Origin of the sequence: Bradyrhizobium sp. LTSP849 (genome assembly GCF_000938255.1) — a bacterium.
Classification (GTDB): domain Bacteria; phylum Pseudomonadota; class Alphaproteobacteria; order Rhizobiales; family Xanthobacteraceae; genus Bradyrhizobium.
In genome coordinates, this window is the sequence record NZ_JYMR01000026.1 from 60786 (window position 1) to 81850 (window position 21065).

The 21065-nt window shown below is 61.6% G+C and carries 29 protein-coding genes and 1 tRNA gene; 19 read left to right on the top strand and 11 right to left on the bottom strand.

Features of this window, described 5'->3' with window-relative positions:
- Nucleotides 1-213: 213 nt before the first annotated feature.
- The 15 genes from UB31_RS18810 (at nucleotide 214) to UB31_RS18870 (ending at nucleotide 11055) form a co-directional block, all read left to right on the top strand.
- Nucleotides 214-1491 carry a tyrosine-type recombinase/integrase gene (locus UB31_RS18810; RefSeq protein WP_045011976.1) on the top strand — a complete coding sequence of 426 codons (1278 nt, stop codon included), beginning with the start codon at nucleotides 214-216 and terminating at the stop codon, nucleotides 1489-1491.
- A gap of 64 nt (nucleotides 1492-1555) precedes the next feature.
- Nucleotides 1556-2524 (top strand): hypothetical protein, encoded by a 969-nt coding sequence (locus tag UB31_RS18815; RefSeq protein ID WP_156175420.1) that lies wholly within the window; start codon nucleotides 1556-1558, stop codon nucleotides 2522-2524.
- A gap of 120 nt (nucleotides 2525-2644) precedes the next feature.
- A complete protein-coding gene (locus UB31_RS18820; RefSeq protein ID WP_156175421.1) occupies nucleotides 2645-2920 on the top strand; it encodes a hypothetical protein in 276 nt (91 codons plus the stop codon).
- Nucleotides 2917-3171: a DUF6074 family protein gene (locus UB31_RS18825; RefSeq protein WP_283806088.1), complete on the top strand. Its 255-nt coding sequence runs from the start codon at nucleotides 2917-2919 to the stop codon at nucleotides 3169-3171. The genes UB31_RS18820 and UB31_RS18825 overlap by 4 nt, the downstream gene beginning before the upstream one ends.
- The gene (locus UB31_RS18830) at nucleotides 3168-3818 is read left to right on the top strand and encodes a hypothetical protein (RefSeq protein WP_156175423.1); all 651 of its coding nucleotides are present in this window, start codon (nucleotides 3168-3170) and stop codon (nucleotides 3816-3818) included. Before UB31_RS18825 ends, UB31_RS18830 begins: the two co-directional genes overlap by 4 nt.
- Before the next feature lie 438 nt (nucleotides 3819-4256).
- Nucleotides 4257-4628 (top strand): hypothetical protein, encoded by a 372-nt coding sequence (locus tag UB31_RS18835; protein WP_245306017.1) that lies wholly within the window; start codon nucleotides 4257-4259, stop codon nucleotides 4626-4628.
- 5 nt (nucleotides 4629-4633) lie between these two features.
- Nucleotides 4634-4867 (top strand): hypothetical protein, encoded by a 234-nt coding sequence (locus UB31_RS18840; protein WP_045011981.1) that lies wholly within the window; start codon nucleotides 4634-4636, stop codon nucleotides 4865-4867.
- Nucleotides 4864-5466 carry a hypothetical protein gene (locus UB31_RS39915; RefSeq protein ID WP_050044798.1) on the top strand — a complete coding sequence of 201 codons (603 nt, stop codon included), beginning with the start codon at nucleotides 4864-4866 and terminating at the stop codon, nucleotides 5464-5466. The genes UB31_RS18840 and UB31_RS39915 overlap by 4 nt, the downstream gene beginning before the upstream one ends.
- Nucleotides 5467-5477: 11 nt before the next feature.
- Nucleotides 5478-5786 carry a hypothetical protein gene (locus UB31_RS41510; RefSeq protein WP_156175424.1) on the top strand — a complete coding sequence of 103 codons (309 nt, stop codon included), beginning with the start codon at nucleotides 5478-5480 and terminating at the stop codon, nucleotides 5784-5786.
- 11 nt (nucleotides 5787-5797) lie between these two features.
- Nucleotides 5798-6022 (top strand): hypothetical protein, encoded by a 225-nt coding sequence (locus UB31_RS41515; protein ID WP_156175425.1) that lies wholly within the window; start codon nucleotides 5798-5800, stop codon nucleotides 6020-6022.
- Nucleotides 6022-6606 carry a hypothetical protein gene (locus tag UB31_RS18850; protein ID WP_156175426.1) on the top strand — a complete coding sequence of 195 codons (585 nt, stop codon included), beginning with the start codon at nucleotides 6022-6024 and terminating at the stop codon, nucleotides 6604-6606. Before UB31_RS41515 ends, UB31_RS18850 begins: the two co-directional genes overlap by 1 nt.
- A gap of 368 nt (nucleotides 6607-6974) precedes the next feature.
- Nucleotides 6975-7310, top strand: coding sequence for a phage tail assembly protein (locus UB31_RS18855; protein ID WP_045011983.1), 336 nt, complete (start codon nucleotides 6975-6977; stop codon nucleotides 7308-7310).
- A 139-nt stretch (nucleotides 7311-7449) separates the two neighbouring features.
- Nucleotides 7450-9498: a hypothetical protein gene (locus UB31_RS18860; RefSeq protein ID WP_045011984.1), complete on the top strand. Its 2049-nt coding sequence runs from the start codon at nucleotides 7450-7452 to the stop codon at nucleotides 9496-9498.
- Complete coding sequence (locus tag UB31_RS18865) at nucleotides 9499-10566, top strand: phage baseplate assembly protein (RefSeq protein WP_045011985.1); 1068 nt, start codon at nucleotides 9499-9501, stop codon at nucleotides 10564-10566.
- 3 nt (nucleotides 10567-10569) lie between these two features.
- A complete protein-coding gene (locus UB31_RS18870; RefSeq protein ID WP_045011986.1) occupies nucleotides 10570-11055 on the top strand; it encodes a hypothetical protein in 486 nt (161 codons plus the stop codon).
- A 92-nt stretch (nucleotides 11056-11147) separates the two neighbouring features.
- Here UB31_RS18870 and UB31_RS41520 read toward each other — a convergent pair whose 3' ends face one another.
- The 5 genes from UB31_RS41520 to UB31_RS42840 all read right to left on the bottom strand — a co-directional run bounded on the left by UB31_RS41520 (nucleotide 11148) and on the right by UB31_RS42840 (nucleotide 13577).
- A complete protein-coding gene (locus tag UB31_RS41520; RefSeq protein WP_156175427.1) occupies nucleotides 11148-11345 on the bottom strand; it encodes a hypothetical protein in 198 nt (65 codons plus the stop codon).
- A 39-nt stretch (nucleotides 11346-11384) separates the two neighbouring features.
- Entirely contained in the window at nucleotides 11385-11864 is a 480-nt protein-coding gene (locus UB31_RS18875) for a hypothetical protein (RefSeq protein ID WP_045011987.1), read from the bottom strand.
- Between the two features lie 4 nt (nucleotides 11865-11868).
- Nucleotides 11869-12096, bottom strand: coding sequence for a hypothetical protein (locus tag UB31_RS18880; RefSeq protein ID WP_045011988.1), 228 nt, complete (start codon nucleotides 12094-12096; stop codon nucleotides 11869-11871).
- A gap of 10 nt (nucleotides 12097-12106) precedes the next feature.
- Nucleotides 12107-12532 (bottom strand): hypothetical protein, encoded by a 426-nt coding sequence (locus UB31_RS18885; protein WP_045011989.1) that lies wholly within the window; start codon nucleotides 12530-12532, stop codon nucleotides 12107-12109.
- A gap of 910 nt (nucleotides 12533-13442) precedes the next feature.
- Nucleotides 13443-13577, bottom strand: a complete 135-nt coding sequence (locus UB31_RS42840) for a hypothetical protein (RefSeq protein WP_283806089.1) — start codon at nucleotides 13575-13577, stop codon at nucleotides 13443-13445.
- Nucleotides 13578-13707: 130 nt separating this feature from the next.
- Between UB31_RS42840 and UB31_RS18890 the strand changes: the two genes are divergently transcribed.
- Genes UB31_RS18890 through UB31_RS18900 form a run of 3 tightly spaced genes read left to right on the top strand, consistent with a single transcriptional unit; the run spans nucleotide 13708 to nucleotide 15219 of the window.
- A complete protein-coding gene (locus tag UB31_RS18890) occupies nucleotides 13708-14010 on the top strand; it encodes a hypothetical protein (RefSeq protein ID WP_045011990.1) in 303 nt (100 codons plus the stop codon).
- Nucleotides 14011-14058: 48 nt separating this feature from the next.
- A complete protein-coding gene (locus UB31_RS18895) occupies nucleotides 14059-14373 on the top strand; it encodes a hypothetical protein (RefSeq protein WP_045011991.1) in 315 nt (104 codons plus the stop codon).
- A gap of 3 nt (nucleotides 14374-14376) precedes the next feature.
- Nucleotides 14377-15219, top strand: coding sequence for a hypothetical protein (locus tag UB31_RS18900; protein WP_156175428.1), 843 nt, complete (start codon nucleotides 14377-14379; stop codon nucleotides 15217-15219).
- A 156-nt stretch (nucleotides 15220-15375) separates the two neighbouring features.
- Here the strand turns inward: UB31_RS18900 and UB31_RS18905 are convergent, their stop codons facing one another.
- From UB31_RS18905 to UB31_RS18925, 5 genes are all read right to left on the bottom strand, one after another.
- Nucleotides 15376-15945: a hypothetical protein gene (locus UB31_RS18905; protein WP_156175429.1), complete on the bottom strand. Its 570-nt coding sequence runs from the start codon at nucleotides 15943-15945 to the stop codon at nucleotides 15376-15378.
- Nucleotides 15946-16012: 67 nt separating this feature from the next.
- Nucleotides 16013-16765 carry a DNA-processing protein DprA gene (locus tag UB31_RS18910; protein ID WP_082078560.1) on the bottom strand — a complete coding sequence of 251 codons (753 nt, stop codon included), beginning with the start codon at nucleotides 16763-16765 and terminating at the stop codon, nucleotides 16013-16015.
- A gap of 12 nt (nucleotides 16766-16777) precedes the next feature.
- A complete protein-coding gene (locus UB31_RS18915; RefSeq protein ID WP_045011995.1) occupies nucleotides 16778-17956 on the bottom strand; it encodes a helix-turn-helix domain-containing protein in 1179 nt (392 codons plus the stop codon).
- 51 nt (nucleotides 17957-18007) lie between these two features.
- A complete protein-coding gene (locus UB31_RS18920; RefSeq protein ID WP_045011996.1) occupies nucleotides 18008-18694 on the bottom strand; it encodes a hypothetical protein in 687 nt (228 codons plus the stop codon).
- A gap of 147 nt (nucleotides 18695-18841) precedes the next feature.
- Nucleotides 18842-18931, bottom strand: a tRNA-Ser gene (locus tag UB31_RS18925).
- Nucleotides 18932-19126: 195 nt separating this feature from the next.
- Between UB31_RS18925 and UB31_RS18930 the strand changes: the two genes are divergently transcribed.
- Nucleotides 19127-19468 carry a hypothetical protein gene (locus tag UB31_RS18930; protein ID WP_045011997.1) on the top strand — a complete coding sequence of 114 codons (342 nt, stop codon included), beginning with the start codon at nucleotides 19127-19129 and terminating at the stop codon, nucleotides 19466-19468.
- 49 nt (nucleotides 19469-19517) lie between these two features.
- On the opposite strand, the gene UB31_RS18935 is transcribed toward UB31_RS18930, so the two are convergent.
- Nucleotides 19518-20981, bottom strand: coding sequence for a trehalose-6-phosphate synthase (locus tag UB31_RS18935; RefSeq protein WP_045011998.1), 1464 nt, complete (start codon nucleotides 20979-20981; stop codon nucleotides 19518-19520).
- Nucleotides 20982-21065 lie beyond the last annotated feature (84 nt).

Here is a 21065-nt window from a genome sequence, read left to right on the forward strand (position 1 = left end):
TCAACGCGCTGTCGGGACTTCGGGCGATTCCCGCAAGAAGTCATGGCGGAGAGAGTGTCCTTTCCGCCGTCTCTGCGCTCTTCCGCTCACTTCTGAAATCTGAAAATTTTCAGCGGCTTAACGCTTAGCCTCTATTTACACTTCCGCGCTCTTCCGCTCCAATCCGGCATCCCTTTGTGGGTTGATTTGTGGATGCTTGGAGTTCGACGGAAGATGCGCGTAACGAACAAGCTCACCGCTCTTGGCGTCACGCGCGCGAAGAAGCCAGGCCGCTATGCCGACGGCGGCGGGCTGTATCTTCAGGTGACCAACACCGGCAGCAAGTCATGGTTGTTTCGCTACATGCTGGCCGGCCAAGCGCGAGAGATGGGTCTCGGCTCAATTCAAACCTGGACACTTGCTGAGGCGCGCGACCGCGCGCGATCGCAGCGGCAGCTGCTGGACGACGACAAGGATCCTCTCGAAGTCCGCAAGCAGCGTGAGCAGGAGGCGGCTCTCGCCAAGGCCACGACGGTCACCTTCGAGGAATGCGCCTCCGATTACATCGAGGACCAAAAGCCCGGCTGGAAAAACGAGAAGCACGCCGAGCAATGGACGTCGACGCTGAAGAAGTGGGCATATCCGATCATCGGCAAGCTCCCGGTCGGCGGTGTCACGACTGACCTAGTGCTGAAGGTCTTGAAACAGCCCATCAGCGAAGAAGCTGACGCGGAGATCTTCTGGCTGGCAAGAACAGAGACTGCGAGCCGCGTTCGCGGCCGCGTCGAAAAGATCCTCGGCTGGGCGGGGACACGAAGGCTGCGCGCCGGCGACAATCCGGCCCGATGGAAAGGCCATCTGGAGCACCTACTTCCGGCGCCGTCGACGGTTGCACCTGTCGAGCATCACAAGGCGCTCCCGTACAAAGAACTTCCGAGCTTCATGGCGGAACTACGTCGACGCGACAGCTTGAGCGCTCGCGCGCTCGAGTTCACGATCCTCACCGCCGTGAGGACGAGCGATACGATCGAGGCACCGCGTGCCGAAATTGATCGCGCCGATCGCTCCTGGACGATCGCAGCGGCGCGCCTGAAGGGGCGGCGGGGCCGCAGAAAGAGCGATCACAACGTGCCGCTGTCCGAGCGCGCGTTGAAGATCGTCGATGAGCTCTTGCAACATTCGGCGTTTCTTTTCGCGCATGAGAGCGGAGAGCCGCTCTCGAATATGGCTATGCTCGAGCTCCTCCAAGGCATGGGATTTGGCGAGGACCTAACGGTCCATGGTTTCCGCTCAACCTTCAAGGATTGGTGCAGCGAGCAGACCAGCTACCCGAACGAGATGTCGGAACTCGCGCTTGCACACACTGTCTCGGACAAAGTCGAAGCTGCCTATCGCCGCGGCGACATGCGCGAGAAACGACGTCGCATGATGGCGCACTGGGCACGGTACTGCGCATCAACGCCCCGCGCGGAAGCGAGTGAAGCAGATCGAGTGGTAGCGTTGCGAGCTTAAGGCTTCCCCGTCGGCGCTGGAACGCCGACGGGGCTCAACCACAACCGCACGCGGGAGGTGCGCAGTGGCAATGACCAAGATATCTGCCGAAAGGCAAACGTTCGCAAGTCCCCTGCCAGAGTGGACATCGCTTGCTCGTGCCCGTTTTTTGGTCGCGCGCGAGCCGATCAGCACCACAGCTCAATGGCTGGATTTTTGGGAAGAGAAAGGTCGCTTGATCCTTTCGCAGGTCGCTGCGGCAGATCAACAGATCAAGTTGAGAAGGCCAGCCGATGATCTGAGACTCTCGTTTCGGCACGGCGACGCCATGTTGATATTGGATGGCACTTTCGGACGTGTGCTTGCCCGACCGCATAATGCGACGCAGAGCCTGCAGCTCCACTCATCGGAAGCATGTCGACGATGGAGGCTCGAGGCATCGTTTCCAAGATCGATGATGATCTTAAGTCAGGTCGCCGAGATGATATTGGGCAGCGCCGAAGCAGAGTTGCAGAGCGCGCTCGAAGAGGGCCGCTGCTCGCTTTGGGCAAGACCGCGCGATAATGCCGATTTCGAAGTCGTGCCTCCCGACCGGTGGCGCCTCTATCATTTGCGGCCGATCATCGTTCGCTCGGGCGAGAAACTCTTGGACGGCGGGCGGAGGCAAGTGTGGTCAAAGGCTGATCCAGTCGATGCAGATGGACCTAGCGGCGATGCACTCTATTCCATCCATGTCAGTGTCTATCCTATCGCTGCACCTGCACCCCGACCGTTTGAGGCCAAAGGGCGTACGGCCGCGCCAGGCGCGCGCCGAGGTGCGCCTCAGCTCTACGACTGGTCCAAGATCGAAGCGAAGATCCGCGCCATGCTTCTCGCGAAGGGCTCTCCGCATCGAGCAAACCCGATGTGGACCAAGGAGAGGTTTCGGATCGATTTACTCGATTGGTGCGATCAGAATGGACTTGGAAGCCCATCGACGGCTGTGGTCGATGCGCACCTAAATCCGATAATTGCGGAACTTGAAAAACAGCGTCCTGCAAAGAAGTTACGGTAATCCGGCAATTCCGGCAGATACCGAATTCCCGGATTGCCGGACGACATTTCAGAAAAACTCCGCTCTCTTCCGCTGCGTCGCTTCGCTGTTAAGCGCGGAAGAGAGATGGGAGTTCTTCACATGACGACGATCAGTACGCACCAGGCGCCGATGTCGCTCGACGACTTCGTGCGCATCTTCTGCTTACCACCGATCGTACCGCCCAAACGGTGCCAAGAGATCCTCACCTGCAGCCATGCAAAGTTCTACGAGCTGCGGCAGGAAGGTAAGATCAGGATTGTGCCGCGACCTGGTGGCGAGAAGCCGAGAGATCGCCAACGCGGCGCTTCTGGCGGCCTAACTGGGGTGCCCGTCGAGGATCTGTATCAGCTTTGCGTTGCAGCGGTATCGCCGTGACAGCGCGGATCTTCGCGTTCCCTCCTAGTCGCCGTCAGGACTATATCCGGCGCCAAGCGCGGATGATCGCGAGTATGAACGCGGTGTCTGGCGAGCGCTATCTGAGCCGCCAGATCGAGCAGCAGCGCGGCATCATGATCGGCCGCGGGATCGCTCCTCAGACGGTCCAGCGTGAACTCAAAGCGTTGGAGCGGGCCATCCGGGCCGCGATGTGGGGTGCTGTGCTGACGCCGGGCGGTGATGGCAGGTGAGTAAACCCGGACCGCTGACCGAGGAACATCCAGACCCGCAGCGGCGGCGTTCACGTCGGTTTATCGGCGCCGGCGAGATCCCCGGAAAAGCCGTGCGGTGGTCGAAGGCCTCCGATCGGGCCCGCAAGCTCGATCTCTGGCGGACGGCTGTCGGGCGTCACTTCGCCGGCTCAGCGCGCGTGCTGCGTGTCGCCTGGACGCTGGAATGGCTGTTCAACCTGCACCGTGGGTATGCATTCCCGACCGACGCGCGGCTGGCGCAGAAGCTCGGCATCCCGATCCTGAAGGTTCAGCAGGCGCTCCTCGACCTGGAACGGGCTGGTGCCATCGTGCGGGCTTCGGTCGTTCAGACCGACGGAAGGAAGCAGCGGCGCATCTGGCCGTCCACCGAATTGCCCAGCACCATATTCCCCGCCGTGGGGAATATGGATACTCCCCATGACGGGGTGAAACATATTCCCCACCGTGGGGAGACAGAAAGCTTAATAGAAAGAGCTGCCGTTCCAACACGCCGTCTCAGCACCACTCAGCAGGACGCCAAACGGACCGCCGAGCTGAGGGAGCAGGCAGAGGCCCGCCGTCTCGGCGGCGGGCCCGACACCACCACCACGAACGCGTTCGCCGGAGGCAAGTCGTGGCCTCGGTGAGCTTCGCGATTAGCCACAACCTCAAAACCTGCGCCGCATGCATCCGCAGTGCATCTCGATGCACCCGATCATCGTCATCTCGCCAAGCTGACGGAAAGATTGCGCGCGAGCGCGATCGGATGCACCGGCGCGCCCTTCGGCGCGCGGTCGGAGGGTCGGATGACGTCCGGGTCCTTCCCCGGTCCCTACGAAGCCGCGGGGCTCGCGCCACCGCTTTGCGTCTCTGCGTGCGAACCAATTTCGATAGGGGGGTAAGGAAGTGTTGCGCGCGCTGCTGATGGTTTCACCGCGGAATTCGCAGCGCTGCGACGTGCTGATCGCGTCGCTGTTGACGCGATCACTTGCTGACCCCCCTGAAGTTTTTTCTGCACTCAGCGAGATACGTCGCAGCTCAACGGCGCCCGCTCGCTGGTCGGTCGGAGAAGGACCCACGGCGCGGTGACCGCCAAGCGCACCAGGACTGCCGAGGTCGACGCCCTGCGAGTCGAGATCGCAGAGGCGATGGCGGCGCAGGAGCAGCGGCATCAGCAGCAGATCGCCGAGGTGCGGAAGACGTCCGACATACTGGTCGCCGAGTATGCCGCCCTGCGGTTGTTGCTCCTGCGGCACGGCATCGCCGTGCCTCAGCCGCTGCTCGATAGCTCCTATGTGCTCCTGGCCGACTACGCCAAACTGAATTGCATCAGCCCCGACACGGTCTATTCGCGCATCCGTCGCGGCAAGGTCGTTGCCGAAAAGCGAGGAGGGCAGTGGTTCGTAAAATGCACAGATGCACAGGGTAGCCGTGCATCGCTACGGCAGCGTAGTTGAGGCCCATGGACGAAATTCAAAAGCTCGAAGCCAAGCTCCGCCGCGCCGAGGCCGAATACGCGGCCCTCTACGCCCAGCTGGTCTCGGCAAAGGCTGCGAAGATGTCGCTGGCCGAGAAGGTCGTCATCGCCGGCAAGAAGCGGCGCGGCGAAATATCGTCGGACAGTTTGCCGCCAAAGGGTTCGCTAGCGCGCGGCGTTGTGGATGCCGGAAAGCGCCGGAGGGGAGAGATCGAATGACCGACAAGAAGAAGCCGGCTCCTCGCACATCGGTCCCGCAGTCCGGCTATGCGAGCACGCTCGCACGCCTGGCCTCGTTTGGGCTCGGCGCCAAGAAAAAGGCCGAGGAAGACGACGAGAACGAGGACGACAAGGCTGAGGACGAGGAGGACGGCAAGGCCAAAAAGAAGGGCAAGGCTCGCTCGAAGGACAACGACGATGATGTCGATCCGGACTCGGATGACGACGAGGAGCTCGACGACGACGACGCCGACGATGAAGACGAAGACGACAAGAAGGACAAGAAAGCGTCCGCAGCCCGCGGCCGCGAGCGCGGTCGGATCTCCGCGATCATCAACTCGCGCGCTGCACAGCGCTCTGACACGCATCGCGCGATGGCGATGAACCTCGCGCTTTCCACCGAGCTGACGCGCGCGGAAGCGATCATCGTGTTGAACCAGACGCCGGCGCCGGCAAAGCCCGCCGGACAGGCCGCGCGCGATCGCCTCAACACTGCACCCAATCCGGACGTCGGCAGCGGTGATGGCGGGAACGGATCCGGTCCCACGCTCGCTCAGCAGGTCATCGCGGCGGGCAAGAAGCGACGCGGCGAGATTTAGGGGGATCGAAAATGCCAGTGACGTCCTTCGTGATGGTCAGCTTTGGTTACAAGTCCGGAAAAGCGATCCAAGTCGTGTCTTCGCAGAAGATGACGGCGCCGGGAGTGTCTTCAATCTCGGCACCACCTGCTCTTGGCTACAAAAATCCAACGGTCTCCTTCTTCGGAGCTGGCTGGTTTTATTTTGCGATTGGTCAGAACCCAGACGCTACAAAAGATCCGCGCGGTTTTTACGATGCTGGCTACAGCAACGGCAACGGCCCGTGGGAAATAGAAGTGCAGCCAGGCGATAAGTTTTCATGGGCGCCTACTGACCCGTAGGAGGGCGTGTGATGCCAACGATCGACGACGCCAAGCGCGCACCGCCCGGACATTTCTGGCCGCCGGGATCACAGGAAGCCCAGCAGATCGCGCGCGAACAGCGCGAGCGGGAACTGGCCCGCTTCGATCAAGCTGTGCAGGCGGCTGCGAAGCGCCTGGCTGCGGCCGCGCCGATTGGCGAGCAACAGCCCGAAGCGCCGCAGCCCTCCAACGAGATCCAGAGCGGAGCGCAATGATGGTAAGCATCACCGAATTCGGGCCTCAGCAAAACCTCGATGGTGGCGTCACGATCGCGACCGCGGCGCCCACGGCGCCGGCGGACTTCGTCTTTCCGAAGTCGGCCGAACTGCGCAAGCTAGAGGCCCTGGTCTATCGGCTGCGCCCCCGCCTCGATCTCCGCGCCGATCGAGACTTCCTCACGTTGAACCATGCCAAAGAATTCGCGCACTCGCTTGAGGCGTTATCCTGGATGGGGCGTCGCGCCGATGTCGACCACTCCCGATCGATTATATGGTGGACGGACTATGCTCGCGATCTGCTGCGCGAGGCCGGTATCGAGGCTCAATTGCCGCGTCACCTCTTCCTCGCCGCGATGCTCGCGTGCGGCGACGTCCCGTATTCCAGAAACGCGCTGGGTCTCACGCTGGCACATACCGGCGCGCCGGCCACGAACGCCTGGCGCGATGTTTTGGAGACACGGGCAGTGCGGCCCGCATCGCCAGAGCAAGCGGTGCGCGGCGGCCTTGAGCCGGGACAGGTGCGCGTTGCCGAGCTGATGCATCACGACCTCCCTGGCCTGATATCGACGGAAACGCGATGACTTCTTTTGTGCATCCCGTTCCGAGGCGGGTGCGCAAGATGGCGAGCCGGTACTCCTATTCCGGCACGTCGGGGCGGCCGATGTCGTGATCCATCGAGCCGCCCACAAATTCCGTTTCGCGATCTCGAGCCGCCAGGGAGTGGATCGCGAAGAAGGGGAAGCGGCGCTGCGTTTCGGACCTGGGCGCAGCGCCGCCAACCTCTCATCTTTTCGCGGCGCGTTGCGTTCTTCGTCGTCCGCAGCGCCGCGTTGCCGCCGGGAACTTATCTTGTCCGCCCGGCCTCGGGGGTCGCGCGCGTTATGCGCGCGGCCCTCAGCTATTTCGATGCGGCTTCGCGCCGCTGGCCCGAAAATGAGGAAATAGAAACATGACCAAGCGCGTCGAGAATGTCAGCGAAGAGAATAAACCGGAGACGCTGGCTCCGTATCCGCTGTTGAAGCCGATCAAGTCCTATGGTGATGAGGTCAGGTCAATCCTGATGCGGAAGCCGAATGGCAGCGATCTGCTGGCGATCGGCAATCCCGTGATTTTCTCGCCGCATATCGATCCGCCGCGCCTCGAGCACGATCTCTCCAAGGTGCTGCAGATGGTGGCGAGGATCTCGACGCCGAGCATCCCGTCGACATCGCTGGCGGAGCTTGACCCGCAGGACATCGTTGGGCTGGCGTGGCACATCTCTCCGTTTTTTACTCCGGCGAGGTAGAGGCCGATATCGACGACTGCCTAGACCTCGCCTTGATCTACAAATGCGATCCGTTCGTGTTTCTCAGCCTTCCGAGACACGCGGTTGACGTGCTTTACGGCCGGACGCTGGTTCGGCTGAAGATGATGCAGGAGCACTGATGTCCGAGCAGGAGACCATGCGCCTCGTTGCCGAGGTCGTCGACCGCTACAGCGGTCCGCTCAAGAGCATGATGCAGCAGCTGCAGAAGATCGGCGACGGCTCGAAGTCGATCCACGAGAAAGGAGCGAAGAACGTCAACGAGCACGCGAGGACGTACAAAGAGCTCGGCGAGCAGATCCGCAAGGTCAAGGACAACGGCGTCAACATCCTCACGCCATCGCTCGCGGCGATGGGGGTCACGATCTACGGCGTTTCGGAGGGCATGGGCAAGCTCGTCGAGACGCTCAAGGGCGCCGGCGAGCGCTGGAATGTCTTGAACGAAACCATGAAGCGCGGCGGTGTCTCGCCGACCTATGTCAATGCGATCGGCCGCGCGTTTGAGCGCATGGGTATGGATGCCGGCAAGGCCGACGCCGCGGTCGCCGGTATCGGCGAGACGCTCGACAAGTTGAAGAGCAACGATCCCCAGGAGATGAACCGGCTCACCGGGGTGTTCGGCAATATGCTGCCGCTGCTCGGCGAGATCACGAAGGGCGCGAAGAACCGCGAAGAGGAGATGACGCGGATCGCGGGAGCGGTCACCGACAAGAAGTATCCGCTTTGGCAGCGCCGAAAGCTCGCGGAAGCGTTCGGCATCGATCCCGCGCTCGCCGCAAAGTCTGGCGAGGAATTCGGAAAGGCGTTCCGCGAATCGATGCAGCGGGAGCTCGACCACAAGGTCGATCCCAAAACCCTCGAGGGTCTTCGCGACGCGTTCACGCATCTGCAAGCCGCGCAGCGGGACTACGGCAGCGACATGGTGGCGATTTTTGGTCCGCCCGGCGTTCGCCTGGTCGACGGCTTCGCCAGCGCGCTCGACGCGCTCGGTAAGAAGTATCGCGAAAGATTCGGCGGGCACGGCACCGTTCCGCTCGCGCCCGATAGCTTGTTCGGGCGCGCCGCGTCCGCGCTCGGCTTCAAGACCAAGGATCCGCAATCGGCCAATGAGCGCGTGTCGGGCGCGTTCGATGCGTTGACGAAAAAAGAGCAGGAAGAGACGGTCGCGCGCGGCACCGCGCGCGGTGTCTTGGAGGCTTTCCGGGATTGGAAGGCGCAGAGCGACGCCAACAAATTCGCCGACGGCCTGAAGCCGATGGCGTTTCACCCGGGAGGCGATGCCACGGGCGGCTCGGCGCCGAGGTTCGGTAGCGAGGCATTCCCGAACATCGGCGAGAAGGGGGGCGCGTTCTCAAAGGCCCAACGCGACGCGATCGGCGGAGGAGGTGGCGGGCTCCCGGATACCACGGGCGCCGGCTTGGCCGGCTCTGAGTTCCTCAAAGCCCGTCGAGATCGCTTCGCCAAGGAAATGCAAGATCCCAACGTGCGCGCGCGGGTCAAAGCGATGATGCAGACCGAGGGAACGCCGCTGCAGAGTCTCGAGGCGGCTCTGAACCGTGCCGACTATACGGGAAAATCTCTCGCAGCCACCCTCAGCCCGAGCTTTTATGGCCCTATGCGCAAAGGCGACTTCCCCGGGATCGTCGCGCAGATGCGAAACGGCGGTGGCAAAAAGTACGATGCCATGATCGACCAGGTTCTCGCAGGCAGTAATACCGTCAAGGGCTATACCGATCAGGGCATGCCGACCGACCCGAACGGAAGCCGCCGCAGTGCTCTCACAGCTCGCGATCATATTTCTGTCCGCGAAAAGGGGGGCCTCAACGAATTCACCGACTGGGAAGGCGGACCGGGCGGCCGCGCCGGCGCGCGGCGGTACCGCGAGGCCTTGCAGGCTGGCATCGAGAGGACAGCGGAGCGGCATGGCGCTCGGCTCCGCGACATGGTTCACCGCGGTGGACGGCGGCCGCCCAGCGATGCCGAACTGCTGAAGCGCGGCAGGCGTGGCTCCGACGCCAGCGACGCGCTCAAGGGGTCGCTTGGCGTCAAGATCGACTTGAACGGCTTTCCCAAAGGCACGCGCACCGCGATCTCGCAAGAGGGCGGCTTACTCAAAGAGGTCGCGTTGTACCGCGGCCGCACGATGGTCCAGGGGAGCGAGGAGAGCTAAATGCCGCGAGCAGATCAGATCGCCGTCGTAGTCGCCAACGGGCAGCGGTACGATATCTGGACGCAGATCGAGGTTTCGAGGAGCGTGCCCGACGTCATTGACCACGCGCTGCTCACGGTCGCAGAGATCAGTCCGAAATCGCGCGGCGTCATCTCCGCATTGAAGCTTGCGCCAGGAGACGATGCGACCGTCACGCTGGCAGGCCAGCTTGTGCTACGGGGCCGGGTCTATCTGCGGCAAGCCGCGGTCGATGCTTCCAATCATCAGGTGCAGATCGGCATTGCATCGGCTGGCCAGGTGATCATGTCTTCGACGGTCGATGCTGAACCGGGCCAGTACGTGAATTCGACGCTGCAGCAAATCGGATCGGCCTGTTTCGGTAAGGTTGGTGTGAGCTTCAAGATCGAAGGTGCGCCTTCCGGCGCCGACATCCCGTTCCCTCGCGTGTCGGAGCATATCGGTGAGAGCCGTTTTGCCTTCATCGAACGTCTCTGTCGAATGCGCAATGTATCTATGGTGGATGACGGCCAGGGCGGCATCCTGGCATTTCGGGGCCCGACGGCAGGCGGCGCCGTGATCGAGGAAGGGAAAAACCTCGAGCGCGGCAGGATCGTGCTGAAGATCGATGAGCATGCGAGGCTGTTTCAGGCCGTTGGCCACGACGCCAACAACGACAGCGCCGATGTCAACCGGTCGCCGTCGGGAACGACGTCCGTCGATCCACCCATCGGTGGCACCTGCAAGTTCCTGGCGGAGGAGATGGCCGACTCGACGTGCTTGCAGCTGCGAGCCAATCACGAAGGCGATTGGGACAAGCTAAAACAGGTCGACGGTGACATCACGGTACCGGGCTGGTTCGCACCGGACGGTCAGCTTTGGTTCTTCAAGATGAGGCAGCGCATCACCATCAACTCGCCGTCGCTGCTTCCGAAGGACACGCTTCGGTTCATGATCAAGGGCGTGACGCACCGGCAATCGAACGAAGGTGGCACGACCACCGACATTCAGCTTTGCCGCGAGGACGGTTTTGGCATCAACGGCGCGCTGCCGCTGCAGCCTACACAGTGAAGCATGGCCGGAAAGCGGGACCAGCACGACCTCGCCGAATACTTCCTCCGCGCCGCTGGTGTTGCCGCGATCTGGATTGACGATGGCGGCCACATCGGTGCCGCGGATGTCGCCTCGATCGACGAGCAGCCCGGCCGCATCGTGTATTGCTGTCTCCGCGGCGACCACTTCCGCCTCAGCTATCACCTGTATGAGTGGAAGCAGTCCGTCCAGGCCTCGCGCGAAGCGATCGCGCGTAAGCTCGAGGAGATGGCGGCCGGGCTGTTGATCGGCCTCACGAAACACGTCACCGCCGTCGAGCGGGCCCGCGCCGCGGTCGCGGCGGTGGAGGGCGCCTTCGAGACGATGGCGCAGCGTGGCGAGATGCGCGAAATGAATGCCGCGTTCAAGGCGACGAGGGCGGTCGAGCCCGCGATCCGGTACTCGGACTTCATCGCCGCCAAGAAAGCCGCGATGCTCGAAGACCTCGCGCGCGAGGCATGCCGGTGATCCCCATTCCATGGTGGCTCGGATTTGGCTTCGTGGCCGTAGCCACGTTGGCGCTGGTCTGGCTGTTTGTGCTGTTCTTCTGAGGTTCGCTGCTAGACCTTTCGTCCCTTCGAGATCAGCCGTAGTCGCGCCTCCTGTGCAGCAAGGATAGCCTGGTCACGCGTGCCGGTGGCCGTTCCCTTTGCGACGGGTGCCGCGTTGGCGATTGAAAGGCGCCACCGCCATTTTTTGCCGCCCGGTGCAGCGGCGATGACAGACACTTCAAGGTCCTCAGGGTCGTGCTTCTTCACAATCTAGCTCTCCGGTCCGTTTCGTGTTGCAGCGCGAAGCTATGGCGTCGACTTTGGTGGGCTGATCGCGTCTAGGTCGCCTCGGGCGAGGAAAGGAAGGCGGAGACCGGCGATCTCCCGCCAGTCAGCTCGATCATAGTGCGCGGCGAAGTCGGCCGGTCCGATGGACGTGAGGATGTCGATGCAATCGGCCGGACCGATCTCCTTCGGCTCGCCGTCGGCTCCGAGAAAGTAGACATCGGCGTCGGGGAACTTAATCTGAACGCCCGGGCGCAACGGGAGCGGCGGTGAAAAGTCGGCGGCTGAATGAACGGGATATTTTGTCGTCCAGCTGATCAACGCACCCTCCAGCGCAGGCCGGCTGCCAGCCGCGACGTCGACCCAGATATCGAGATCCCGCGTGCTCACGCCCTCGTGCACGGCCCGCGCCTGACCGCCGATAACGAGAAACCGCGCGCCGCGACGAATGAGCAGCTGCAGGAATTGCAGGTGGTATTCGTTGAGGCAACTTTCCGGCATCGGCTCACTTTTCGCGCGTGACGAGCGCGTAACCTTGCTTCATGGCTTTCTCAAAGATCGGCTTCAAGCCGGGATCGTCGCGGAGTGCGTCCTCGGCATTGAAGCCGCTGACGGGGCGCCAATCGAGACCTTTCGTCGGTTCAGGTAGACGAGAGGCATCGAGCGCGTATGCGATGCGGCCCGGTCGCTCGCCGTAGGCGCCTCGCTCCTCGAACTTCTGAAGGCGGTTCATTCGACCCCTGCTATAGGTTGTCCAGATTGCTGATCAGCCAAGGTTTGAACCCGTCCATCTTCGGAGTCCAGACCTCCAGCTTCGTCATCGCACGCGCGATCATAAACACGGTGGTCGCGCAATCGATCTCCATCGTCTCTTCACCACCGTGCTTCAACCAGTAGAGCTCGCGATTGAGCACGTTGATCCACTGTTTCTTGTCCGGGAAGCGCTCGGCGGCTTTCGGGTTGTCTCTCAGCCACGAGAACATGTGCTGCCCGTCGCGCTTGATCATGCCCTCTGCGGCGCCAGCGAGCGTGAGCGCGACGTCGAAGTCGCCGCGCTGCAGAGCATCGATCGCGGCGTCGACCTGGCGGCTCGCGGCCTCCTCTAGCGTGAGATGAAGTGGCGTTGCTGGCAGGTTAGGGCCGCGCCAAGCTGTCGAACTCCCGGTCATTGCTCTGTCTTTCGCGATCTGTCGGGTTGGCTCACGCTGGCATTGCGGGACCTGATCTCCGCTGCGACCTTGGCGATGCGGCGCCAGCCTTAATGGCGCCGATAGTATCCGCGAACGTGTGTACCGCTGCGGTAATGGCCGCTCACGTAATGGCCGTTTCGGAGGTGCGGCCGCACGTAGCCACCACGACGGTAATGTGGACGGACATAGCCTGTCGAGTAGTGCGATCGCGAGTACGATCTAACGGTGGGCGCCGGGTAGACCGGAGCAGCTACGGCGACTGGCGGCGGAGGTGGCAGTGCCGCTGGCGGCGCGAACGTCACATCGCCGAGCGTGCCATTGTCGAACACGACGGATCCGTGGAGGTCGGGCGCTTTGGTAAGGTTCAACGTGCCGGCCGGACCGGGCTCGCAGGTCAGGGGCAGCGTAAGTGCTTCAGGTATTCTTCCTGAGGCAGAGTGGGCCGAGCACCGCAGCGTCCCGGCAGCGTCCGTGATGAGGAAGTCGACACCGGGCTTGCTGATATCGACGGTGCCGATCAAAGGGATGGGTGGTGGCGGCGCCGGCGGCGGAGCGCTTGCGCATCCGCCCAACACGGCGCAAAGCGCCAAGATACCCCAGACCCGCATATGCTCGCCCCCCGGCAATGGGCACATCGAAGCGCAACCGGCGGTCGAATGCAAGGTATCGAGGCTGCCCATTCACGCACCGGCGCGTTGGTCGCGGTAAAAACAGCTGCGGAGTTCGCTGGTGAGCTACTACCATCACCCGACCAAAGACGCGCGCCCATCGGTACCAGCGTGCCGGGCGCCTCCATGCGGGCGCGTGGCAGCGCTTTTCGGCCCGATCTCCAGCCTTCACCCACCTATCCGTGGTCGCGACGTTCGCTCTCGTTTCCAAATCGGCGGGTTCATCGTGACTTGGCTTTCAGCCCAAGTTCGACCAGGCGTCTGATGGCCTCGGAGCGGCCGGGCTCGTCGTCCTGCTTCGTTGCCCAGGTGTCGACGTCCGCGAGCATCTGCTTCGAAAGGCGAATTGCGGTCACCGGATCTTGCCCTGTTGCGGGGCGGCCCGGACGTTTTCGTACTACGTTTTTCTTTGACGGCGCCATGAAAACGTACTACATTTATTCCGCTTGAAACACAAGCGGCCCCCGTCACCAAAGGTGATCCCCGATGAAAAAAGCCATTCGAAAAGCTGCTCTGCCCGATTGGACCAAGGTGAAGGCGACAGGCGACTACGCCGCGGATTGCAGAACCGGCGCGGCCCTAGCGCTCGAATTTTTGGAGTTTCAGGAAGCTAACGAGCCTGGCGGTGCATTTCTGGCGCCCATCATTGCCAAGATGCCTCGGGTGTTGTCCGGCGTCGAGATCGGCTTCCTCGAGATCGTGTCGTTTGCTGCCGGCGCTGGTGCTCAACGGGCACGGGAGATCGTCAAATTTTGGGAAAGCAGCGAGATCCTCACCGACGCCGCCTAAATGACGCGGCGGCTTCGGCCGCCGCCATCGCCATAGGGACTAGGTGCAATGTCGTCGCGCAGGGAGCGCGTGGAGAGGGCAAAACACCTCGGCCGGCTTGCGTTCCGGCTGGCGCGCGCGGGCACGATCGTCGGCAATCTCGAGATCGATGGCGAGAAGAAGCGGCTCACGGAATTTCAGCGCGGGCCAATCTTCATCGAGCTCTGGGAGCCGTGGCGGCCAGACGCCTTCGAGACGGAGTTCAGCCGTCTCCGCGTCACCTATGCCGGCGAGAAGGTCCTCGAGCTGCGATGGGACGATGCCGACGCCTTCACCCTTGTTCTGCTAAAACCAGGGGACTGGCAGGGGCGTGTCCGTGATTGAACAGTGGCGACGCCGTACCGGGCTGTTTTGCCAACGCTCGACGGCAGACTCGACAACGCCAATCCCGAGCGGCATTTTGCGCTAATGAAATTGGATCAGGGGCTCGGCATCATCGGTCTGCTCGTGCTGGCAACGGCTTTGGCGTTGCTGTTGACGATCGGCATTCCGATTTCGGTATCGAAGGATAGTGTCGAACTGAAGGATTGGCTCGGCTTCGCGGGTAACGTGATGGGGGCGTTTGTTACCGTTGTTGCGGCTGCAATTGCGTGGAAAGCGGTCCAACGCCAAATTGCTTCTCAGCACGTTGCCACGCAACTCGGCGTCATGACGCGCGAAGAAGACAGAATTGAGGAACTTTTGCCCGGGCTCAGAGATGCCGTGCACTTCGCAAGCGGTTTTCTCACTTACCGCGTTCTCCGCGGTTTTGACGGGGTGGTTGAAGCCTTTCAATCTGACGGTTTCGGCGTGCAGGGATCGACGTACGCGAAGGATGTGGAGAGCGCGCTATCGTCCACTGATGGCGCGACTCGTCTCCGCGTCGAACAGGCCCTCTACAAGTGCTACCGATGGGCAATCCACGCAGAAGCAGCGTCGCAGGGCATACGGATAGGGAGCGCGCAGATTGCCAATCCATTCGAGTGGGATGCAGATGCGCTCAGGAAAAAGCACGCAGAAATTGATGATCATCGGTCGAGGTTTGCTCAAGCGCGAGAGCAGTTTGGCAAGGCCATGGATGCCCTCGAAACAGAGATCATCACGATCAAGAGCAAGATCAGCCTCTACGAGCGACGCCTTGACCTCATCCGTCATCGGATCGAGGGGTTCTTCGCGGATGAGGATGAGTGACCTGATCATTCCGCGGGCCGCGTCCAGCAGGTCGAGCAATGTCGGCACCGAGACGGACGCACGATGTCTCGCGGGTAGTTGACCCTGTAGAGAAATTCATCCGCCCTCGTGCTGTGTGTGCAGCGAGGCGCGAGTTATCGCGCGCCGTACTGCCCGTTACCAATTGCTTCGCACGACGCTGAGCATTTCTTCTCTCGGCCCCAACGGATCTTGCACCTGCTGCTTGGTTGATCGTCCAAATGTGCAGGCAAGCGCGATCGGGCTCGTCGCGCCATGCAATTTCCAGTGCGCCGCGACCAGATGTCCTCCGAGAGTGCAGACGTCATCGATCAGTATGATTGGGCCCTGCGGTTGCGCCATGACTTTGTAGGCTGCTTCGATGATCTTCGGATCGCGCGGGCCACCTTCGTGCGACTTCTGCTGCGGTTGGCTGAAAACCAGCGCGGGCTGAACCGTGTATCGGCCGCCGCTATTGTTGGCGATCTGGCTAGCCAGCGTCAGCGTGTTGAAGCCCGGTGTGGCTGGATCCACGACATGCGAATTCGGTATCGGGACGAGGGTTGCCGGGGCATCGTGATGACGTAGGATTGTCCTTGCCAATGCGATCGGGATGCGATCGACGAACTCACCGACATTGTCTTGGGTGAACCTCCGAAGCACGCCCGCCACCTCTACGTCAAAATACCCCTTGAGAGGCTTTTGCTTTAGCGCGCGGACCATGTTCATCGATCGGTAGTCGGAGTCTCGCCATTGGACCCCGATATCGGTGAGGTACGAACAGATGCTGATGAGCTTAAGAGCGCTCAATTGCGTCAACGATATCGGAGCTGGTCGACAACACTGCGACTTTCGGCTGTCCCAAAAAACGGGCTGGCCATGTGAGTGATCGATCGTCGACCACCGACTTCGCGATGAACAGCCAGCGTCCTAGCCGCACGCACTCCGCAGCCTGGTGCAGCGTGCCGGACGTGTCCGATGCCTCAATGATTGCTGTGGCATCGCTCACCGCGGCCATGACGCGGTTGCGTGTAGGAAAATTCGATCGGAAGACACGTTCGCCGATCTGGAACGGTGTCATGAGAAGGTGACGGCCATAGATCTGCTGCTGCAGATCAGCATTCTCGGCCGGATAAGCCTTGTCTAGCGGCGTGCCTATCACGGCCGCGACCCGGCCTCCGTTTGCCATAGCGCTGGATAGCGCGGCCGTGTCCACGCCCTTTGCGAGTCCGCTGACGACCGTCACGCCGGCTTTGACAAGGTCCCGCGCGAGTTGCGAGGCTCGACGCCGACCAGGCTCAGAAACCTCGCGGGTGCCAACGATTGAGACCGTCGGCGCGTCCAGAATGTCGAGATCGCCCGCATAGAAAACCTTGGCCTCCCGGCGCGGGGAGGCATCTTTCAAAAAGTCGAGCTGACGCTCATCAAGAGCACCACGGCCAATCCGAGTGAGAAGATCTGGTAGCGAGTGGCTGTTGACGTCAGACGGAGCCGCGTAATTGCTGCGGCGTCTCGAGTCCTCTGTTCTGGCACTTGCCGGCGATGGCATCGGGAAAATCCCTCAGCGAGCTGATGGAAACTTGATCACGTCTGATCGATCGAGTCGAGGGCGCAACTGGATGATGTCAGCACCTTTCGACGTGAACCAATCTGGCTCTAAAGCGCAAAGTTCCTCCAGGTCCGCCCCTGTAACCGCGAACTCATTCCCGAGCAGGTCGTCTCTCGAGCGGGTACCCTCTTCCACCAGTGATGTGATCGCCTTCGCTAAAAGACGCGGATTATCAACTCCGAAGTGATCGTCCAAAGGCTCACCTTTGTTCCAGCCCCGTGCGCTATAGTACTTGTAGAGCTGCGTGCTTGTATCCTGGTCAATCAGATCCAGATCAGAGCAACGCTTAATCATCGCTTTCACCGAAACGCGCCAACGCTCCTTCAACGCCACAAAGCCGCTGAGGGTTTTATGTCGAACCTCGAGTGCGAAGGTTGTTGATGGCATCAGAAATGCGCTAGCGAGCCGAAAGGCCTGCTCTTCGATCAGCTTGAAGTCTCGCTCAAAGTCATCTTGCGTCAGGCTCCTATGAAGAATGGCGTGGGCCATCTCATGGGCCGCGTCCATCTGAGATCGGAAAAACGACTGCTTGTCTTTCGCGAGAAGAACGTACGGACGATGGTCAACTTCGGACCAACTGCAAAGTCCATCCAGTCGCGCAGAACCTGCAACATCGCGCGCCACGACGAAACCTTTGGCCTCCAGCAGCGAGATCATGCTCGTCACCGGCCCGTCGCCCACTTTCCAGTGCCGCCGCAAATCTAATGCAATCCGCTCGATGTCATCGGTTCTGAGAACCGAATACTCGTCACCGGCAAGAAGATCCGGAACGTCAAAAGTCGGAAAGTCGAAATAGTGCTGCAGCGCCAGGGAGACGTCCTGAACCCATCGAAGGCGCGCGCGCTCTCTCGCTTGGAGAGGCCGTTCGACATTTCGGCGAGCTCTAAAAAAGAACGCGCCGTCGCCGTGCTCGGGCATGGGACGAAGGAAGAAACCTCGGCGAACATTCAGCTGCTGCGCCAGCGCGTCTACCGCCTCTGGCTCAGGAGTGGCTTCTCCACTTTCCCATCTCGAAACTGAGGCTTGAGGCTTGCCGATCAAGTTTGCAAGGCCGACCTGAGTGCCAATGCCTCGAGCCTCGCGAGCTTGCACCAGCCGTTGAGCAACAAAGCCTGGGGTACCAGTACGCATCGAATCCCTCCGGGCCCCCTGCGGGGCAGAGGGCCTTCTTTTAGTTCGTAACTATTTTTTTGAAACGGGTTTCACGTCTGAAGAACCTTCCGCGCTCTCTTCCGGCGGGACGTATCGCCCAGCTCGCTTCTTCGACAGCAGTTGCGGCTCCTCGACCGGAGTCGGCGCCGGCACGTATCGCGACATGAAGGTCTCAAGAGGCTCGTCGAAAAGATAGCGATCATACCGATCGTCAACGACGGCAACGTTGATGCTTCCAATGCCGTCAACGGCGGCGGCATTGGGCGTGACCACAAGAAACACTGCGATCGGTGCAACACCGTCATCGATCACAAGTTCCGGCCGAAAAAAGTCGCGGCAGAACGCGCCGTTGATCTGCTCGACCAGCCGCTTTCTTGTCTTGTTTTGAGCCGGCAGGCCCGAGGAGCTGGCCAGCGTGGCTCGCACGACGACGGCTCGATTAATGCGGGCGAATGCTTGGTAGAGGTAGAGCTCAGAACCCTCAAGCGCGCCGGCCTCTTCAGCCGGAAAACCCGAGGCGCGACTCGCGTCGACGATGCCCTGCTCGATCAATGCCGTGCGAATTTGGCCGCGCACACGGGGCCCACTCCGCTTTCCAACGGCCAGTGTCCCGGTCACGTCCTTCGCCAAGCGACCGGCAGCGCGGACGCGCTCCTCGAATTCCAAAAGGAACTGCTGAGGAAGGGCATCGCTCAGCATCTTGCCAAAATCGAGCATTCGTCACTCTCGCGAAAAATCCACAATAAAGGATTAATGGTCGATTCTTATACACTTTGCAACAGGCGCGCGTCATGGGCTTGGTTGTGGGCTGAACCAAGCACTGCGCTATAATTTCTATTATTTTCAATTGCTTACGCGCATTTCTGGCGGAGAGAGTGGGATTCGAACCCACGGTACGGTTTCCCGCACACACGCTTTCCAAGCGTGCGCCTTAAGCCACTCGGCCATCTCTCCGGAGCGCCCTCTCTTGAAGGGACGCCGGTGATTTTGCAAGAGATCGCGGGGAAATCGGGTGAATTTTCCGCAAGATATTGTATTTTATGGAGAATATCGAACGTCGCGCGCGTCCGGAATCTCCCTGCAGGCTGAACCAAAGGCCAGCCTGCCGCGACGGTTCACTGGAGGCCAGCAAACACACCCGGGGACGCCATGACCATCCGCAAGACTATCGCCGCGCTAAGCATGATTTCGGCCCTTGGCGCCGCCTTCGCTGGGCCTGCCGCCGCCCAAGTCTGCACACGCCAAGGGGTCGATGTGAGCTGCGACGACGGACGGCGCGGGGTGCTGTCGGGCGATGCCATCCTCTGGCCGGACGGGACGCGCTCCAGCACCACGCCGCATCAGAGCGTGATCATCGGCAACAAGTCTTCGGTGCATGTCGGGCCGGGCGTGTTCGTCGGCCAGGGCAACGGCATGGTGCCGCTGGATGATCCCAACGCGCCGAACAAGCGGCGCTGCGCGATCCTGGACGGCGTGTCATATTGTTATTGAGGCGCTCGCCCTCACCTCGCCCCGTAACAACGAGGCGAGGTGAGGGAAGCTAAATCAACCGCACACCCGAGATCGCCGACTTCAGCCAGCGCAGCGCTTGCGGCGGCTGGGCGGCGAGCGGCGCGACCGCGGCCTTTTCGGTGCGGCACTTCTCGAGCTCGGCGACGAAATCAGCGGCCCATTGCTGGATGGTGTGGCCGCGCAGCGTCTTCATCATCGCTTCCCAGCGCATCTTGCGCTCAATGAGCGGCATCGCGGCTGCGATCGCGATTGCGCGGCCCATGCCGTCGATGTCGTGCGGATTGACGAGCAGCGCGGTGTCGAGCTCGTTGGCGGCGCCTGCGAATTTCGACAGCACCAGCACGCCGGGATCGGCCGGATTTTGGGCGGCGACATACTCCTTGGCGACGAGGTTCATGCCGTCATGCAGCGGCGTCACCACGCCGACCTGCGCGGTGCGGTAGAGGCCTGCGAGCACGGCCTGGCTAAAGCCCTTGTTGAGATAGCGGATCGGCGTCCAGTCAACCTCGCCGTGACGGCCGTTGACGTCGCTGACGAGCCGGGCGACGTCGTTCTGGAGATTGCCGTAGGCCTCGATTCCGCCGCGCGAAGGGTTCGCGATCTGCAACAGCGAGATGCTGCGCAAGAACTGCGGCTGGGTGGTCCAGAGCCGGTCGAACGCGCTGATGCGGTTGACGAGGCCCTTGGAGTAGTCGAGCCGATCGACACCGATCGCGAGCCGCTCGCCGTTGAGGCTACGGCGCAGCCGCGATACGTCGGGATGCGAGACCGACTTCGCGGCATAGGCGGCGAACTTCTCCGCATCGATACCGATCGGAAACACTTCGCAGCGCGTGCTGCCGTGCTGGGAGACGACGACCCCATCCTCGATCGTGAGGCCGAGCTCGCCGCAGGCATAGCCGAGGAAATTCTGGCAATCCTCGTCGGTCTGGAAACCGAGCAGATCGTAGGCCAGCATCGCCGTGATCAGCTCGCGATGGTTGGGCACGCCCTGCATCACCGCAGCCACGGGCCAGGGCGTATGCAGGAAGAAGCCGATCGGATCATCGACACCGAGGTCGCGCAGCTCCGCACCGAGAGCAAGGAAATGATAGTCCTGCACCCAGAACGCGGTCTTGTCTTTTCGGAAGCGCATCAAGGCGCGCGCCATGAAGGCGTTGACTTCGCGATAACTGACATAGTCGTCTTGAGAGACGCGGATCAGGTCGCTGCGCGAATGCAGCGCCGGCCACAGTGCCGAATTGGCAAAACCTTCGTAATAGCCGCCGTAATGCGCGGCCGGCAGATCCAGCGTCGCAATCGCCCCCGAGCCGAGCGCTTCGATCTCGGCAAACGGCTCCTTCTGGTGGCCGTCCCGCACACGGCCGGACGACCCCACCCAAATAGCACCCGAGTTTTCTACCACGGGAAGCAGCGCCGCAGCCAAGCCGCCCGTCATGGGCTCGTTGGGTTTGCCGCGCGCGACGCGATTTGAAACGACGACTAAGTTCACAGGTCGTCCCCTCCTGTTCATTCCACCCTGTTTAACTGATGTTCATCAATATGGTTCCTGATCATCGTTTCAACGAATTGAAAC

What these genes read in the sequence shown, in the direction of transcription:
- UB31_RS18875 (WP_045011987.1), bottom strand. Translation starts at nt 11,864, where the DNA reads ATGCCGGAAAGTTGCCTCAACGAATACCACCTGCAATTCCTGCAGCTG.
- UB31_RS18860 (WP_045011984.1), top strand. Translation starts at nt 7,450, where the DNA reads ATGTCCGAGCAGGAGACCATGCGCCTCGTTGCCGAGGTCGTCGACCGC.
- UB31_RS18850 (WP_156175426.1), top strand. Translation starts at nt 6,022, where the DNA reads ATGGTAAGCATCACCGAATTCGGGCCTCAGCAAAACCTCGATGGTGGC.
- UB31_RS41510 (WP_156175424.1), top strand. Translation starts at nt 5,478, where the DNA reads ATGCCAGTGACGTCCTTCGTGATGGTCAGCTTTGGTTACAAGTCCGGA.
- UB31_RS18920 (WP_045011996.1), bottom strand. Translation starts at nt 18,694, where the DNA reads ATGCTCGATTTTGGCAAGATGCTGAGCGATGCCCTTCCTCAGCAGTTC.
- UB31_RS18820 (WP_156175421.1), top strand. Translation starts at nt 2,645, where the DNA reads ATGACGACGATCAGTACGCACCAGGCGCCGATGTCGCTCGACGACTTC.
- UB31_RS41515 (WP_156175425.1), top strand. Translation starts at nt 5,798, where the DNA reads ATGCCAACGATCGACGACGCCAAGCGCGCACCGCCCGGACATTTCTGG.
- UB31_RS39915 (WP_050044798.1), top strand. Translation starts at nt 4,864, where the DNA reads ATGACCGACAAGAAGAAGCCGGCTCCTCGCACATCGGTCCCGCAGTCC.
- UB31_RS18880 (WP_045011988.1), bottom strand. Translation starts at nt 12,096, where the DNA reads ATGAACCGCCTTCAGAAGTTCGAGGAGCGAGGCGCCTACGGCGAGCGA.
- UB31_RS18840 (WP_045011981.1), top strand. Translation starts at nt 4,634, where the DNA reads ATGGACGAAATTCAAAAGCTCGAAGCCAAGCTCCGCCGCGCCGAGGCC.
- UB31_RS18870 (WP_045011986.1), top strand. Translation starts at nt 10,570, where the DNA reads ATGGCCGGAAAGCGGGACCAGCACGACCTCGCCGAATACTTCCTCCGC.
- UB31_RS18895 (WP_045011991.1), top strand. Translation starts at nt 14,059, where the DNA reads ATGTCGTCGCGCAGGGAGCGCGTGGAGAGGGCAAAACACCTCGGCCGG.
- UB31_RS18930 (WP_045011997.1), top strand. Translation starts at nt 19,127, where the DNA reads ATGACCATCCGCAAGACTATCGCCGCGCTAAGCATGATTTCGGCCCTT.
- UB31_RS18865 (WP_045011985.1), top strand. Translation starts at nt 9,499, where the DNA reads ATGCCGCGAGCAGATCAGATCGCCGTCGTAGTCGCCAACGGGCAGCGG.
- UB31_RS18905 (WP_156175429.1), bottom strand. Translation starts at nt 15,945, where the DNA reads ATGAACATGGTCCGCGCGCTAAAGCAAAAGCCTCTCAAGGGGTATTTT.
- UB31_RS18915 (WP_045011995.1), bottom strand. Translation starts at nt 17,956, where the DNA reads ATGCGTACTGGTACCCCAGGCTTTGTTGCTCAACGGCTGGTGCAAGCT.
- UB31_RS18885 (WP_045011989.1), bottom strand. Translation starts at nt 12,532, where the DNA reads ATGACCGGGAGTTCGACAGCTTGGCGCGGCCCTAACCTGCCAGCAACG.
- UB31_RS18910 (WP_082078560.1), bottom strand. Translation starts at nt 16,765, where the DNA reads ATGCCATCGCCGGCAAGTGCCAGAACAGAGGACTCGAGACGCCGCAGC.
- UB31_RS18890 (WP_045011990.1), top strand. Translation starts at nt 13,708, where the DNA reads ATGAAAAAAGCCATTCGAAAAGCTGCTCTGCCCGATTGGACCAAGGTG.
- UB31_RS18855 (WP_045011983.1), top strand. Translation starts at nt 6,975, where the DNA reads ATGACCAAGCGCGTCGAGAATGTCAGCGAAGAGAATAAACCGGAGACG.
- UB31_RS18810 (WP_045011976.1), top strand. Translation starts at nt 214, where the DNA reads ATGCGCGTAACGAACAAGCTCACCGCTCTTGGCGTCACGCGCGCGAAG.